The sequence below is a fragment of the Bradyrhizobium sp. P3_C3 genome (genome assembly GCF_056402655.1).
This window is the reverse complement of record NZ_JBFUGY010000002.1, coordinates 19,015-33,952: the sequence shown is the minus strand read 5'-3', so window position 1 is coordinate 33,952 and position 14,938 is coordinate 19,015. Positions and strand designations below refer to the sequence as shown.

Here is a 14,938-nt window from a genome sequence, read left to right as displayed (position 1 = left end):
TCTCCTGTAGCGATGGTTTCTTAGCCGACCGATATCACACGGTCCGATGGATTGGCAGCGTAGAGCTCCTCGATCAGCGCGTCGCGATGTTCCAGCACCGCGCGCTGGTTGATCGAGCCCTTGTCGGTGACTTCACCCTTGTCGATCGAAAGCGGTGTATCCAGCAGGATCGCGCGCGTAATCCGCGTCGAGGAACCGGTGGCCGAAGCCAGAAAGCGCGTCAGGCGCTCGTGGAAGGCTTCACGCACCAGCCGGTCCCGGGCGGTGACGGTGAGATCGTCGGCCGGCAGCGTCGGGTTGATCAGCCGGCAGCCGTCGAGATCGAGCAGCACCAGCGCGGAGATTTCGTCGCGGTTGATGCCGGCGATGACGACGTCGCGCACCAGCGGCGCGCAGGCCGCGACGAAGCGCGCGCGCAGCGGGCCGACGCTGACCCAGGTTCCGCTGCCGAGCTTGAAGTCTTCGCTGACGCGGCCGTCGAAATCGAAGCCGGCGTTGAGATCGTCGGGATCGACGGGCTTGAGCGCGTCGCCCATCTTGTAGAATCCTTCCTCGTCGAAGGATTTCGCGGTGATGTCGGGCTGGCGCCAATAGCCGGGCATCACGTTCGGCCCCTTGGCACGCACTTCCATCTTGCCGTTGTTCGGCACCAGCTTGGCGTCATTGCCCGACACGGGCAGCCCGACATGGCCGGAGCGGCTGGTGCGCGGATTGACCGACATGAAGAACGGCGCGGTCTCGGTGGCGCCAAGGCCCGTCAGCATCGGCACGCGGTAGCCCTTCTCCTTCACCGCGAGCTCGTCGAGGCTGTTCCAGACGAACGGCGACAGCGCGGCGCCCGAGAAGAACATCGCGTGCAGGCGGTCGAAGAACTTTGCGCGCAGGCCCTGGTCGTCGCGCAAATACGGCAGCAGCGATTCATAGCCCTTGGGCACGTTGAAATAGACCGTCGGCGAAATCTCCTGGAGATTGCGCACGGTCTCCTCGATGCCGCCCGGCACCGGCTTGCCGGCGTCCAGATACATCGAGCCGCCATTGTAGAGCGTCAGCCCGATATTGTGATTGCCGCCAAAGGTATGATTCCAGGGCAGCCAGTCGATGATGACCGGCGGCTCGTCCTTGAGGAAGGCGAGCGTCTCGCGCAGCATCACCTGGTTGGCGCAGATCATGCGCTGGGTGTTGATGACGGCCTTGGGATTGCCGGTGGAGCCCGACGTCAGCAAGAACTTTGCGATCGTGTCGGGGCCGATTTTGTCGTGTATCGCGTCGAGATCGCCGTGGAGCGGCGTCGCCATGAGGTCGGCGAGCAGGGTGACGTCGCGGCCCGGCACGCTGCCCCAGGACGCGGCGATCTCGGTGCCGAGCGTGACATTGGCGGCGAGCGCATCCGCGAACTTGCCGGCGTCCTCGGCAAAGACGAGGCCGGGCGTCAGCAGCTTCATCAGGTAAGAGAGCTTGCCGTAATCCTTCGACACCAGCGAATAGGCCGGCGACACCGGGCAGAACGGAATTCCGGCATAGAACGCGCCGAACGCGAGCAGCGCGTGGTCGATCGAATTGCCTGAGAGGATGACGACCGGCCGCTCCGCCGACAGGCCGCGCGCAATCAGGCCGGAGGCAATGTGCCGGCTGGCGGCGAGCAGCTCGGCGTAAGTGATCTTGCGCCAGCCGCGGCCGCCTTCGCGCTCGGCCATGAAGACGCGGTCCGGCGTCGTCGTCGCCCAATGATGCAAGCGGTCGGTGAGGCGGACCGGATAGTCGCCGAGCGGCTGCTTTGGCCGCAGGTAAATCGTGCCGTCGTCGCGCCGCTCGATGTTGACGACGGGATCGCCGAACGAAATGGGCCGCAGCGGGGAAGTGCTCGCGCCGCGCTCCATGCTGGAAGAGGACGGCTGTCCGCTCATGACTTCGGCTTCACCTTTGCGGTCTTGTGTTCGAGGAATTCGCGGATCCTGCGTTTTGCCTCTTTGTCGCTCTGCGCAACGGTTGCCATCAGCGATTCCATCAGCAGGCCGGCCTGCGGATTGGCCTCCGCGATCATCGGCAGCGCCTGGAGCACGGCGAAGTTCGTCAGCGGCGCGTTGGAGGCGACCTTGGTCGCAAGCTCCAGCGCCTTGCCGAGCCCGTTGCCGGCCTCCGTCACGTATTGCGTAAAGCCGTAGGAGGCGCCTTCGGTCGCGCTGTAGACGCGGCCGGTCAGCATCATGTCCATCATCCTGGCAACGCCGATCAGCCGCGGCAGCCGCACCGAGCCGCCGCCGCCGACGAAGATGCCGCGCTGCCCTTCCGGCAGGGCGAAATAGGTCGAGGGCTCGGCGACGCGGATATGGGCGGCGCAGGCCAGCTCCAGCCCGCCGCCGATCACCGCGCCCCGGAGCGCAGCGATCACGGGCACGCGGCTGTACTGGATGCGGTCGAACACCCGGTGCCACATCTGGGAATGCAGGAGGCCGCCGGTCGCGTCGTGGTCCTGAAGCTCGGAGAGGTCGAGGCCGGAGGAGAAATGATCGCCGATGCCGTGGATGACGACCGCGCCGATATCCTCGGGCAGGGAGGCAAAGCACTCGCCGATTTCGAGGATAATGCCGTCATTGAGCGCATTGCGCTTGGCCGGCCGGTTCAGGCCCACGGTCAGAACCCGGTCCGCCCGCTCGATCCTCAAAAGCCCGGAGGCGCCCGCGTTAGCGGTCTCGGCGTTTCCCTGTGTCATTTGCGTCCTTGTCAGAATAGTTATGTTCTATAACGAATTCTGGGGGAGTCAAGGAGGGCGGGGAGGATATCACCCCCGGCGGGGATTGAATTGCCTGGATCTCATCCGGCGGTCAGGGGTCTCTACGGCCTTGTGATACGCTGCTGTTGCCTCCGTCATTGCGAGCGCAGCGAAGCAATCCAGAGTCCCTCCGCGGAAAGATGCTGGATTGCTTTGCTGCGCTCGCAATGACGAGGTGGCAGCTTTCTCACACCACCTGATGCACGTCGATCACGACGCGGTCGGCATGACGTGCGGCTGAGCCGACAAAAATGTGCTCCATCAGCCAGCGATATTTTTCGTGCCCCGTCTCGAACTTCGGGACCGTGCGGAAATAGATCAGCTTCGGATCGACCGGCTCACCGCGCTTGAGCTTTTGCAGCAGCTCGACCGGGCCGAACCGCATGCCTTTGTTCTCGACATAGACGATGGCGCCGTCATCGGTCTCGAAGGCGTATTTCGCTTCGAGATCGATCAGCTCGTTGGGGCGGATGGTCTGGAAGTCGGCGCCGAACGGCAGCACCTTGCCTGTGATCGCGCCCGTCACCTCGCCGCCGATAATCGGGATGATGCGGCGGACCCCAATGCCGGTCTCGCCGGCGGTGACGACGTCGCCGATCTTTGCGGTGACGGTGAAGACGTATTTGGTCTCGAGCAGCGGTGTGGTCATCGCTTCACCTCGTCAGTGCGCCATCATCCGTGTCGGCAGCCAGGTCGCGAGCAGCGGGAACGCGATCAAAATTACCAGCCGCACCAGGTCCGTCGCCACGAACGGGATCACGCCCTTGAAGATGGTGGAGAAGGAAACGTCCTTCACCACGCTCTTGATGACAAAGACGTTCATCCCGACCGGCGGATGGATCAGGCCGAGCTCGACGGTCATCACGATGATGACGCCGAACCAGATCGGATCAAACCCGAGATGCGTGATGACGGGAAAGATGATCGGCACAGTGAGGATGATCATCGCCATGGCGTCCATCAGGCAGCCGAGCACGAGATACATCACCATGATCAGCGCCAGCACGCCGTAGGGGCCGAGGCCGAGACCGGTGAGGAATTCGGTGACCTTCTGCGGCGTCTGCGTCACCGTGAGGAAGTAGCCGAAGATCAGCGCGCCGATCAGCACGGTGAACACGGCGGCCGCGGTGCGCGTCGCCTGCAGCAGCGAGGCCAGGATCTTCTCGCGGTCGAGCCGGCCGGTGACAACGCCGATGATGAAGGCGCCCGCGGCGCCGACGCCGCCGGCTTCGGTCGGCGTGAAGCGCGGCAGGAAGGGCAGGCCGTAGAGGCCACCAATCACGAACACGAACAGCAAGACCGGCGCCCAGATGTCCTTCAGGCCCGCAAATCGCTCGCGCCACGGCAGCACCTTGCCCTTGGGCAGGAAGTCCGGGCGGAAATGGCCGATCAGGAAGATCGTGATCATGTACATGGTCATCGCCAGGAGGCCCGGAATGATGCCGGCGATGAAGAGCTTTCCGATGTCCTGCTCGGTGATGATGCCGTAGACCGCGAGCACGGTGGACGGCGGCAGCATCGCGCCGAGCGTGCCGCCGGCGGCGATCACGCCGGTGGCGAACGACTGCGGATAGCCGAAGCGGCGCATCTCGGGATAGGCGACCGCGGAGAAGGTCGCGGCGGTCGCGACGGAGGAGCCGCAGATCGCGGCAAAGCCGCCGCAGGCGCCGACGGTGGCGATGCCGAGCCCGCCGCGCAGATGCCCGACAAAGCCGTTGGCGGCGCGGAACAGCTCGCGGCTCATGCCTGAATTGCTGACGAAGGACCCCATCAGCAGGAACATCGGGATGACGCCGAAGGTGTAGTCGGTGACCGTGCGCATCGAGGTCTGGCCGACCAGCTTCAGCGCCGCCGTCCCGTTGACGAGATAGGCGAAGCCGGTCACGCCGACGAGGCCCATGGCCATGCCGACGGGCACGCGCAGCAGCATCAGGACGAACAGGGAAACGAAGCCGATTAAGGCGACGGCATCGGTGCTCATGATTACTCCGTCGCCTTCAATTTGGGATCGTGCATGTCTTCGGGATGGAAGATCAGGCGGTAGGTGCGGATCGCGATCAGCAGCACCGCGGAGACGTCGCCGATCCAGGCGACCGCGAAGAACGGCCAGGTCGGCATGTGCATGTCGAAGGTCTGGACGTTGTCGTTGTAGGTGCCGCGCACCTTGTCGAACAGCGTCCAGGTCTGCACGGTGACGACGAACAGCAGCACCAGCGTCGCGAACACGTCGATCCAGCGCTGATAGCGCGGCCCGACATTGCCCCAGACGAGGTCGACCGTGATGTGGGTGCCGCGATAGGACGTCGCCGCGATGCCCCAGAAGATGAGAATGCCGAGCAGCATGCGACCGATATCGAACGAGTCGGGGATCGAGTAGTTCAGCGTGTTGCGCAGCAGCACCGACAGGAAGATGTCGAGCGCGACGATGCCGACGAAGCCGGCCGCGATCCATTCGATCGTGTCGATGATGCGGTCCATCCAGGAGCGCTTCATGGGAGGTGTCACGTCGTGTGCTGTCATTGTTTGATCTCGGTCTCGCCGCGCACTTCACCTCGCCCCGCTTGCGGGGAGAGGTCGAATTCGAGCGTCGCTCGAATTCGGGTGAGGGGGACTCTCCGCGAATCGAGCTGTCACCGTCTCTGCGGAAGCAGCCCCTCACCCCAACCCTCTCCCCGTAAGAACGGGGAGAGGGGGAAGAAGAGAGCCGGCCGCGGCCGCAGCTTGGCGCTACTCCGCCAGCGCGTTGTACTTCTTCAGCGACGCCTTCAGCTCGCTAAGCGCCGCGTCCGGATCGGCGCCGGCCTTCTTGGCGCCGTCGCCCCAGGTCTTGACTAAGGGATCGGCGGCTTTCTTCCAGGCGGCGGTCTGCTCCGGCGTCAGCTTGTAGACCTCGTGACCGGTCTCGGCCTTCACCTTGTCGATGCCCGCATCCTCGAACTTGCCCCAGTGCTCGCCGACCACGCCGGCCATCTCGGTCGAGCAGTTCTTGTCGATCGCGGCTTTCTGCTTGTCGGACATTGCGCTGTATTTGTCCTTGTTGATCACGAACACGAAGGTCGTGGTGTAGAGCGGCGCCTCCATGTCGTACTTGGTCACCTTGTCGATGCCGAACAGCACGAGGGAGCCCCAGGGGAAGGTGACGCCGTCGGCGACGCCGCGCTCGATGATGTCGCGCACTTCGGGCGCAGAGGACTGCACATTGGTGCCGCCGAGCGAGGTGACGAAATTCGCCATGGTGGCGTGTGCGGGACGGATCTTCAGGCCCTTCACGTCCTCCGGCATCACGATCTTTTTCGTCTTGGAATGGAACGACGAAGGCGAGTGGACGAAGGCGAGGCAGTATTTGACGTCCTTCATCTCCTTCTCGGCATATTTGCGGTACCAGGCGTCCAGGCCCATCGAGCCGCCCTTGGCGTCCGAGATCAGGAACGGCAATTCGCCGGCGCCGACGATCGGGAAGCGGCCGGGCTGATAGCCGGGATTGACGTAGGTGACGTCGGCGATGCCGTCGCGCGCCATGTCGTAATGGTCGAATGCCTTGCCGAGTTGCTGGGCGGGAAACACCTTGCCCGTGATGGTGCCGCCGGAATCCTTATTCACCGCGGCCACCCAGTCTTCCAGCGACTTCTGCAGCGGGTGCGACGCCGGCACCCAGTGCGAAACCTTCAGGTCGAAGGTCTTGTCCTGCGCGAACGCGGGGCTCACGCTTGCTGCCAGCAGCAACGCCAGACAGGCTTTCCTCATCGGTCGTCTCTCCCTGTTTCGACGGCGGGCTTCGATGGCCCGGTCTCATTAATTAACATGTTATCTAATTTGCCGGCGCGTTCAAGCCGGAACTGGCGCGGCGTGCCGCCGCGTCATCTACGTCAGCCATGTTGCATGGATTTGTCGCTGCTCGGGCGCACTCCCCTTTTGCCCAACGATTATATGATATAATTATCTTGCGCGGACCGACACGACAAGCGAGCCGCGGCGAAAACCTACAGGATCGGGAGGAGCAAGTATTGCGGACAAAAGTCGCAATCATCGGGGCCGGGCCGGCCGGATTGTTGCTTGGGCAACTTCTGCACCAATACGGCATCGACAGTGTCATTCTGGAGCGGCAGAGCCCGGACTACGTGCTGGGCCGGATCCGTGCCGGCCTCCTCGAGGAGGGAACCGTCGCGCTGCTCGACCAGATCGGCGCCAGCGCGCGGGCGCATGCCGAAGGCCTGGTGCATGAAGGCATCGAGCTCGCCTTTTCCGGCCGCCGTCACCGCATCGACATGAAGGCCGCGACCGGCAAGACGGTCATGATCTATGGCCAGACCGAGGTCACGCTCGACCTGATGAACGCGCGCAAGGCCGCTGGTCTCACCTCGATCTACGAGGCCAAGGACGTGCAGCCGCATGATTTCGACGGCAGTCGGCCACGCGTCACCTATGTCAAGGACGGGGTCACCCACACGATCGATTGCGACTTCATCGCCGGCTGCGATGGCTTTCACGGCGTCAGCCGCGCCAGCGTCCCGGCCACGGCGATCGAGGAGTTCGAGCGGATCTACCCGTTCGGCTGGCTCGGCATCCTCTCGGAGACGCCGCCGGTCAGCCACGAGCTGATCTATTCCAACCACGCTCGCGGCTTCGCGCTCTGCACCATGCGCTCGACACACCGTAGCCGCTACTATGTGCAGTGCTCGCTCGACGACCATGTCGACCAGTGGCCGGACGACCGATTCTGGGACGAACTGAAGCGCCGACTGGACCAGGAGGCGGCCGACAGTCTCGTCACCGGCCCCTCGATCGAGAAGAGCATCGCGCCGCTGCGCAGCTTCGTCGCGGAGCCGATGCGATTCGGCAGGATGTTCCTGTGCGGCGACGCCGCCCACATCGTGCCGCCGACCGGCGCGAAGGGGCTGAACTTAGCTGCCAGCGATGCGCATTATCTGTCGAACGCACTTCGCGAATTCTACGACGAGAAATCCAACGCCGGCATCGATGCCTATTCCGCCACGGCGCTGGCGCGGGTCTGGAAAGCGGTGCGCTTCTCCTGGTGGATGACCTCGATGCTGCACAAATTCCCCGACACCGGCACCATCGGCGGGCGCATCCAGCTCGCCGAACTCGACTACGTCACGCAGTCGCAGGCCGCGATGACGTCGCTGTCGGAGAATTATGTGGGGCTGCCGTTTTAGGACGGTGCCGTCGGTGCCGTAGGGTGGGCAAAGCGTAGCGTGCCCACCAGCACTACCTTCGGTGAGGGACGGTGGGCACGGCGCTGCGCGCCTTTGCCCACCCTACGGCACTGTTCTCAACAATGAGCATCATTTCAAACACCCACGCAAATTCCGTTTAAAACATTGTAGGCGATGAAATCGTCATCCACATCGCGTTCAATGGCGCCAGCCAGCAACACGAGACACGCTATGACCGACACCGACATCCCCGACGGCTTCGAGCCGCTTTCGCGCAAGAGTCCGCTCACCGAGCCGTGGGAGCCGCTCTACGCGAAGAAGACCGACAAGGCCGTGATCATCGGCCTGCGTCTCGCCAAGCCGCACACCAACGGCCGCGGCCTGATCCATGGCGGCCTCATCGCCGCACTCGCGGACAACGCCATGGGCTATAGCTGCGCGCAGATGACGAACTGGACCACCTCGTTCGTCACGATCTCGCTCACGGTCGATTTCGTCGGCTCCGCCGAGATCGGCCAGTGGCTCGCGATCGAGAGCGACGTGATCAGGACCGGCAAGACGATCTGTTTCGCGCAATGCCTGGTGAAGGCCGACGAAGCCGTGATCGCGCGGGCCAGCGGGACGTTCAGGGTGGTGCCGAAGAAGGGGTAGAGATCTCGTGTCCCGGACGCGGTGCGGCGCGAAGTGCCGCTCCGCAGAGCCGGGACCCATCCATCCGCAGCCCATGCGCTGGCCTTCTGAGTCCCGGCTCTGCGCAGCAACGCTACGCGTTGCAGCGCGTCCGGGACACAGGCACCTCACCCAAACTTCCACTCCGCCGTCTCCACCACCAAATCAATGAATGCACGCACCTTGGCCGAGAGCAGGCGCGAGGTCGGATAGACGATGTGGATCGGCAGCGCCGGCTGCTCGTATTTCGCCAGCACGATTTTGAGCCGCCCGCGCTTCAGGCCCTCCGCGGCCTGATAGGCCAGCACCCGCGTGATGCCCCCGCCGGCTTCTGCATATTGCAGGGCGGCGTCGGCGCTGTTGCTGGTAAAACGTGGCGTCGGCGTCCACTCGATATCGCGGCCGTCCTGCACGAAGTGCCAATTGGCGTAGGGGCCGAACGCGATGGTCTGGTGCGCGAGCAATTCCTGTGGCGTCTTCGGCTCGCCGTGGCGCTTCAGGTAGCCCGGCGTCGCCACCGTGATCCGCCGCATCTCGCCGACCTGGCGTGCGACCAGCGAAGAATCGGCGAGATGGCCGATCCGCACCGCGGCATCGACCGCGTCCTCGACGAGATTGACGAGGTTGTCCGAGAGCCTGAGCTCGGCCGCGACCTCCGGATAGCGCTTGAGATAATCGGTCATGACCGGCGAGACATGCAGCCGCCCGAAGCCGAGGGGCGCCGACACCACCAGACGGCCGCTCGGCCGGTTGCGCTCCTCGCGCGCGGAGCCGTCGGCCTCCTCGACATCGGCGAGGATGCGCCGCGCGCGCTCCAGATAGCGCGTGCCGACATCGGTCAATCTCACCTGCCGGGTGGTGCGCTGCAGCAGCCGCGCGCCGAGATGCTCCTCCAACGCCGCGATCAGCCGCGTCACGGCCGACGGCGACAGCTGCAGCTTGCGCGCCGCCGGCGCAAAGCCGCGCAGATCGGCGACGGTGACGAAGACGTGCATGGCTTCGAGGCGATCCATGGTATTATTGCATATATCGCAATGATGAAGTGTCAAGTGGCAAGATTGTTTTGCCCGCCGGAAGGTCCACCTTAGATAGCGAAAGACGCAGGGATGCGCCGGGATTTCAGGAGATGTTCCGATGACGGCAACTCACACCTACGCCAGCGACGTGGCGTTCACGCCGGCGGTGAAATCGATCCAGACACGAAAGGGATCACGCGAAGGCTATGCTCATGCCGAGCAGCGCGGATGGCGCACCGAGGTCGACGAGAACCTTGCGGCGTTCCTGGCTGACGCCAACAGCTTTTATTTCGCGACCGCGTCGGGCGATGGCCAGCCCTACATCCAGCACCGCGGCGGCCCCAAGGGGTTTTTGAAGGTGCTGGACAAGCAGACGCTGGCTTTCACGGACTACGCCGGCAACCGGCAATACATCACGCAGGGAAACCTGTCCGAGAATCCCAAGGCCTATATCTTCGTGATGGACTACGCCCATCGCCGCCGCGTCAAGATCTGGGGCGAGGCGCGCGTCGTCGAGGACGACGAGGCGCTGACGACGTCGCTGATGCCCAAGGGGTACCGCGCGCGCCCTGAGCAGGTGATCCTGTTCAAGATCGCAGCGTGGGACACCAACTGCCCGCAGCACATTCCGCAGAAGTTCGATGCGCCGGATGTCGCGGCAGCGCTGGCGGCGAGGGACCAGCGGATCGTGGAGCTGGAAGCGGAGGTCGCGGCGTTGAAGGGAAAAGCGAGTCTGCCTTCAAGCGAAAGCTAGCGCGGCTCGCAAGGTACACCCTCTCCCCCTGCGGGAGAGGGTGGCTCGCGGCGTAGCCGCGAGACGGGTGAGGGGCGTCTCTCTACCGGCGATGGTCCCACGTCGTCATTCGTGGAGAGAACCCCTCATCCGGCGCGCTTACGCGCGCCACCTTCTCCAACGAGGGAGAAGGAAGAGGAGCCAGCCAAGAAATCAGATCACACTCGCGCCTTCGTGCTGGAAGCCGAGGTAGCTGGCCGCCACGCGCTCGTTCGCCGCGACATCGCTCGCCTTGCCGCTGAGCACGAACTCGCCGAGCTCCATCACATAGGCCTGGTCCGCGATCTTCAGCGCGGCCTGCGCGTTCTGTTCGACCAGCAGCACGGAGACGCCGCTGGCGCGCAGCTCGGTGACGATGCGGAAGATGTCGGCGACGATGATCGGGGCGAGGCCGAGGCTCGGCTCGTCCAGCATCAAGAGCTTCGGCTCGCCCATCAGCGCGCGGCCCATCGCGAGCATCTGCTGCTCGCCGCCGGAGAGGGTGCCCGCCAACTGCTTGCGCCGCTCCTTCAGCCGCGGAAACAGCGTGTAGACGCGTTCCATCGAGGCTTTCGCCTTGCTGCGCTCGATGCGGAAGGCCCCAAGCTCGAGATTGTCCTCGACATTCATGGTCACGAACAATTCGCGGTGCTCGGGGACGAGGCCGAGCCCCATCGCGACGCGGTCCTCGATGTCGAGCCGTGACAGATCCTGCCCGGCGAAGGCGACGCGGCCCTTCAGCGGCAAGATGCCCATGATGGCGGAGAGCAGCGTGGTCTTGCCGGCGCCATTGGCCCCGACGATGGTGACGATCTGGTTGGCCCCGACCTCGAGCGAGACCGAGCGCACGGCCTCGACCTTGCCATAGGCGACATGTGCGTCGGCGACGGACAACAGCGCGCTCATGCCGCCACTCCGAGATAGGCCTTGATCACTTCGGGATTGGTCTTGATCGTGGCGGGCGTGCCTTCCGCGATCTTGGTGCCGAAATCGAGCACCACGATGCGGTCGGCGAGGTTCATCACGAAGCCCATGTCGTGCTCGACCAAGAGCACGCTCATGCCGCCGTCGCGCAGCTCGCGGAGCAGCGCGGCAAGGCGCTGCTTCTCCATGTGGCGCAGGCCGGCGGCCGGCTCGTCGAGCAGCAGCAGCATCGGATCGACGCACAGCGCACGCGCGATCTCGACGATGCGCTGCTGGCCGAGCGAGAGCGAGCCTGCGAGCTGATGCATCTGCTCGGCGAGGCCCACGCGCTCGATCTGGCGGGCGGCCTCCGCGAGCAGCTTCGCTTCATCGGCGCGGTCGAGCCGCAGCATCGAGGAGATCGGTCCCGAATGGCCGCGCAGATGCGCGCCGATCGCGACATTCTCCAGCACGGTCATATCAGGGACGAGCTTCACATGCTGGAAGGTGCGGGAGATGCCGAGCTTGACGATCTTCTGCGGTGGCGCCCTGTCGACCTTCTTGCCGAGCACCGAGATCGAGCCTGATGTCGCCGACAGCACGCCGGTGATCAGGTTGAATGTCGTGCTCTTGCCGGCGCCGTTCGGTCCGATCAACGCGACGATCTCTTTCGCCTGCACGTCGAAGGAGACGTTGTTGACCGCGATCACGCCGCCGAACTGTTTTCGCGCCTTCTCGACCTGGAGCAGGACGCCGGACTGGTCGGCTGCGCGGGTGCGCTGCTCCAGTTTCAGCGAGGTGTCCGGCTTCCTGCCGCTGGTTCGCTCGGGCAGGAACGACATCAGCCAGGGCCAGACGCCGCCKGGCGCAAGCTGGAGCAGCGCCACCAGCATGATGCCGAACACGATGGTCTCGACCTGTCCGGAGCCCGGCAGGATCAGCGGCAAATAGCTTTGCAGCACCTCCTTCAGGACCACGACGATCGCCGCGCCCAGCACACCGCCCCAGACATAGCCGGCGCCGCCGACCACCGCGATGAAGAGATATTCGATGCCGGCCTGCGCGCCGAACGGCGTCGGGTTCACCGCGCGCTGGAGATGCGCATAGAGCCAACCGGAAAGGCCGGCGAGCACCGCGGCGTGGATGAACACCAGGAGCTTCGCGCGCGGCGTGTGCACGCCGAACGCTTCGGCCGCGACGTGTCCGCGGCGCAGCGCGCGGATGGCGCGGCCGGTGCGGGAATCCAGCAGGTTCATCGTGAGCAGAGCCGAGAGGATGACGGCAACCCAGATCGCGTAATAGATCGAGCCGGGCGAGAGCATCTTGAACGAGCCGATCGACAGCGGCGGGATCGCCGAGATGCCGTCGTTCCTCCCCAAAAATTCCAGCTTGCTGAAGAGATAGAACAGGCCTAGCCCCCAGGCGAGCGTGCCGAGCGGCAGATAATGGCCGGAGAGGCGGACCGTGACGAGGCCGAGCAGCACGGCCAATAGTCCGCTGACCAATAGCGACAGCGGCAGGGTCAGCCACGGCGACAGGCCGTAACTCGTCGACAGCACCGCGGTGGTGTAGGCGCCGAAGCCGACGAAGGCTGCCTGACCGAACGAGGTGAGGCCGCCGACGCCGGTCAGCAGCACCAGGCCCATCGCGACCAAGGCGGTCAGGCCGATATTGTCGAGCAGCACGATCCAGAACGGCGGCATGCCCGGAACGAACGGGATCGCCGCCATGAGAAGCGCGAAGACGAGGATGGGAAGCCGGCTCTGCATGCGCGTCAGTCCTTCTCTTCCTCGACCGCGGGCGCGGCGAGCGAGCGCAGCAGCAGCACGGGGATCAGCAGCATGAAGACGATCACTTCCTTGTAGTTGGAGGCGTAGAAGGACGAGAACGCCTCGACGATGCCGACGACCAGCGCCGCGACGGCGGTGAGCGGATAGCTGACGAGGCCGCCGATGATCGCGGCAACGAAGCCCTTGAGGCCGATCAGGAAGCCGGAGTCGTAATAGAGCGTCGTGATCGGCACGATCATGATGCCCGACAGCGCGCCGATGACGGAGGCCAGCAGGAAGGCGATCTGGCCGGACAGCGTGGTGCGGATGCCGGCAAGGCGGGCGCCGAGCCTGTTCACGGCGGTCGCGCGCAGCGCCTTGCCGTAGAGCGTCAGCCCGAAGAACAGCCAGAGCCCGACGATGAAGGCGACGGTGATACCGTAGACGGTGATGCTCTGGCCGGTGAAGCGCAGTGCGCCGGCGGTGAAGGAGCCGGACAGCACGGCAGGTCCGCGCTGGCCTTCGGCGCCGAAGAACAGCAGGCCGAGGCCCTGCAGCGCGAGGTGGACGCCGACCGATGCGATCAGCAGCACCAGTACGGAGGTGTGCGCCAGCGGCTGGAACGCGATGCGGTAGAGGTAGAGGCCGATCATCGCCACGATCACCAGCGACAGCGCGATGCAGACCGCCACCGGCGGCTTTTGGGCGGCGAAGTAGATGGTCAGCGCCAGCACGATGGCCGGCAGCACGACGTTGGTGACGAGGCTGCGCACGATCAGGCGGCCGTGCAGCGCCTTGCGCGCCACGAACAGGTCGAACACGAAGGCGCCGATACCCAGCGCCAACGCGAGCTTTGCCGTGCCCGGCATCTGGCCCGCGGCCAGCGAGGCATAGGTCAGCGCGCCGTAGGTGACGAATTCGCCCTGGGGAATGAGGATGACGCGGGTGACGGCGAACACCAGCACCAGCGCCAGGCCGAGCAGCGCGTAGATCGCGCCATTGGTGATGCCGTCCTGTACCAGGAACAGCATGATGGTGGTATTCAAGACCGGACGCTCCCCCTCAAAGATCGGGACCGGGCTCCGCAATTGCGGTGGACGGTCCGCTCACAGCCATTGAAACGCTGACGATATTTGATATGGTCCATAACAATTATCAAATATAACTTCAAGGGTGGGGCGGACGACCCGCCCCGAATTTAGCGGGATCACGAGCACGAGGCGATGACCGTTTCCAAAACCGCTGAAAAGTCTTCTGAAAAGCCCGGCGACGCGGCCAAGGGCCGCAAGGACGCGGCCGAGGCCCAGCCTGAAGCCCTCCAGCTTGGCGAGCTCTCCGAGCAGCTCGGCTACGTGCTGAAGCGGGCGCAGCTCAAGGTGTTCGAGAACTTTTTGCGCTGCATGGCCTCGCTCCAGCTCACGCCGGCGCAGTTCTCCGTGCTGCTGCTGGTCGAGAAGAATCCGGGCCGTAACCAGACCGAGATCGCCTCGACGCTCGGCATCCTGCGCCCGAACTTCGTGGCGATGCTCGACAATCTGGAGAGCCGCGACCTTTGCGCGCGGATCCGCTCCACCAACGACCGCCGCTCGCACATCCTGGTATTGACCGACAAGGGCAAGGCCGTGCTGACCCGGGCGAAAAAGCTGGTCGCCACCAAGCACGAGTCCCGGCTGAACGAGCTGCTCGGGCAGTCCAACCGCGAAGCCCTGATCGGGATGCTCTCGAAGATCGCGAACGAGTTTTGAGGCCCGGCTGTCATCGCCCGGCTTGACCGGGCGATCCAGTACTCCGAGACGTTTGTGATCGAACCGATAGGCCGCGGCGTACTGGATTCCCCGCCTGCCGCCTACGCTAAAGCTTCGGCG

General features: G+C 64.7%; 14 protein-coding genes. 4 read left to right on the top strand and 10 right to left on the bottom strand.

All coding sequences use genetic code 11. From position 1 onward, the window contains the following. Window positions 1-20: 20 nt before the first annotated feature. From AC1DW2_RS02680 to AC1DW2_RS02655, 6 genes are all read right to left on the bottom strand, one after another. Window positions 21-1,904, bottom strand: coding sequence for a feruloyl-CoA synthase (locus AC1DW2_RS02680; RefSeq protein WP_477005166.1), 1,884 nt, complete (start codon window positions 1,902-1,904; stop codon window positions 21-23). After that, window positions 1,901-2,710, bottom strand: a complete 810-nt coding sequence (locus AC1DW2_RS02675; RefSeq protein WP_071916743.1) for a crotonase/enoyl-CoA hydratase family protein — start codon at window positions 2,708-2,710, stop codon at window positions 1,901-1,903. Before AC1DW2_RS02675 ends, AC1DW2_RS02680 begins: the two co-directional genes overlap by 4 nt. A gap of 247 nt (window positions 2,711-2,957) precedes the next feature. After that, window positions 2,958-3,419, bottom strand: coding sequence for a DUF3237 domain-containing protein (locus AC1DW2_RS02670; RefSeq protein WP_477005165.1), 462 nt, complete (start codon window positions 3,417-3,419; stop codon window positions 2,958-2,960). A gap of 12 nt (window positions 3,420-3,431) precedes the next feature. Beyond that, window positions 3,432-4,751, bottom strand: coding sequence for a TRAP transporter large permease (locus tag AC1DW2_RS02665; protein ID WP_071916741.1), 1,320 nt, complete (start codon window positions 4,749-4,751; stop codon window positions 3,432-3,434). A 2-nt stretch (window positions 4,752-4,753) separates the two neighbouring features. Continuing rightward, window positions 4,754-5,263: a TRAP transporter small permease gene (locus AC1DW2_RS02660; protein ID WP_071916740.1), complete on the bottom strand. Its 510-nt coding sequence runs from the start codon at window positions 5,261-5,263 to the stop codon at window positions 4,754-4,756. Between the two features lie 234 nt (window positions 5,264-5,497). Next, window positions 5,498-6,514 carry a TRAP transporter substrate-binding protein gene (locus tag AC1DW2_RS02655; RefSeq protein WP_247316117.1) on the bottom strand — a complete coding sequence of 339 codons (1,017 nt, stop codon included), beginning with the start codon at window positions 6,512-6,514 and terminating at the stop codon, window positions 5,498-5,500. A 260-nt stretch (window positions 6,515-6,774) separates the two neighbouring features. On the opposite strand from AC1DW2_RS02655, the gene pobA reads away from it, so the two are divergent. Together pobA and AC1DW2_RS02645 are read left to right on the top strand one after the other, a co-directional pair. Beyond that, window positions 6,775-7,944 (top strand): 4-hydroxybenzoate 3-monooxygenase, encoded by a 1,170-nt coding sequence (pobA, locus tag AC1DW2_RS02650; protein WP_477005164.1) that lies wholly within the window; start codon window positions 6,775-6,777, stop codon window positions 7,942-7,944. 231 nt (window positions 7,945-8,175) lie between these two features. Continuing rightward, window positions 8,176-8,595, top strand: coding sequence for a PaaI family thioesterase (locus AC1DW2_RS02645; RefSeq protein WP_477005163.1), 420 nt, complete (start codon window positions 8,176-8,178; stop codon window positions 8,593-8,595). Between the two features lie 146 nt (window positions 8,596-8,741). On the opposite strand, the gene AC1DW2_RS02640 is transcribed toward AC1DW2_RS02645, so the two are convergent. After that, entirely contained in the window at window positions 8,742-9,626 is an 885-nt protein-coding gene (locus tag AC1DW2_RS02640; RefSeq protein WP_477005162.1) for a LysR family transcriptional regulator, read from the bottom strand. A gap of 121 nt (window positions 9,627-9,747) precedes the next feature. On the opposite strand from AC1DW2_RS02640, the gene AC1DW2_RS02635 reads away from it, so the two are divergent. Continuing rightward, on the top strand, window positions 9,748-10,383 hold the full coding sequence (locus AC1DW2_RS02635) for a pyridoxamine 5'-phosphate oxidase family protein (RefSeq protein ID WP_477005161.1): 636 nt from the start codon (window positions 9,748-9,750) through the stop codon (window positions 10,381-10,383). A gap of 192 nt (window positions 10,384-10,575) precedes the next feature. Here the strand turns inward: AC1DW2_RS02635 and AC1DW2_RS02630 are convergent, their stop codons facing one another. Genes AC1DW2_RS02630 through AC1DW2_RS02620 form a run of 3 tightly spaced genes read right to left on the bottom strand, consistent with a single transcriptional unit; the run spans window position 10,576 to window position 14,119 of the window. After that, window positions 10,576-11,307: an ABC transporter ATP-binding protein gene (locus AC1DW2_RS02630; protein WP_247316114.1), complete on the bottom strand. Its 732-nt coding sequence runs from the start codon at window positions 11,305-11,307 to the stop codon at window positions 10,576-10,578. Next, the gene (locus AC1DW2_RS02625) at window positions 11,304-13,073 is read right to left on the bottom strand and encodes a branched-chain amino acid ABC transporter ATP-binding protein/permease (protein WP_477005160.1); all 1,770 of its coding nucleotides are present in this window, start codon (window positions 13,071-13,073) and stop codon (window positions 11,304-11,306) included. Before AC1DW2_RS02625 ends, AC1DW2_RS02630 begins: the two co-directional genes overlap by 4 nt. A gap of 5 nt (window positions 13,074-13,078) precedes the next feature. After that, window positions 13,079-14,119, bottom strand: a complete 1,041-nt coding sequence (locus AC1DW2_RS02620; protein WP_477005159.1) for a branched-chain amino acid ABC transporter permease — start codon at window positions 14,117-14,119, stop codon at window positions 13,079-13,081. 177 nt (window positions 14,120-14,296) lie between these two features. Between AC1DW2_RS02620 and AC1DW2_RS02615 the strand changes: the two genes are divergently transcribed. Beyond that, window positions 14,297-14,818: a MarR family winged helix-turn-helix transcriptional regulator gene (locus AC1DW2_RS02615; protein ID WP_038933532.1), complete on the top strand. Its 522-nt coding sequence runs from the start codon at window positions 14,297-14,299 to the stop codon at window positions 14,816-14,818. The last annotated feature ends 120 nt before the right edge of the window (window positions 14,819-14,938 follow it).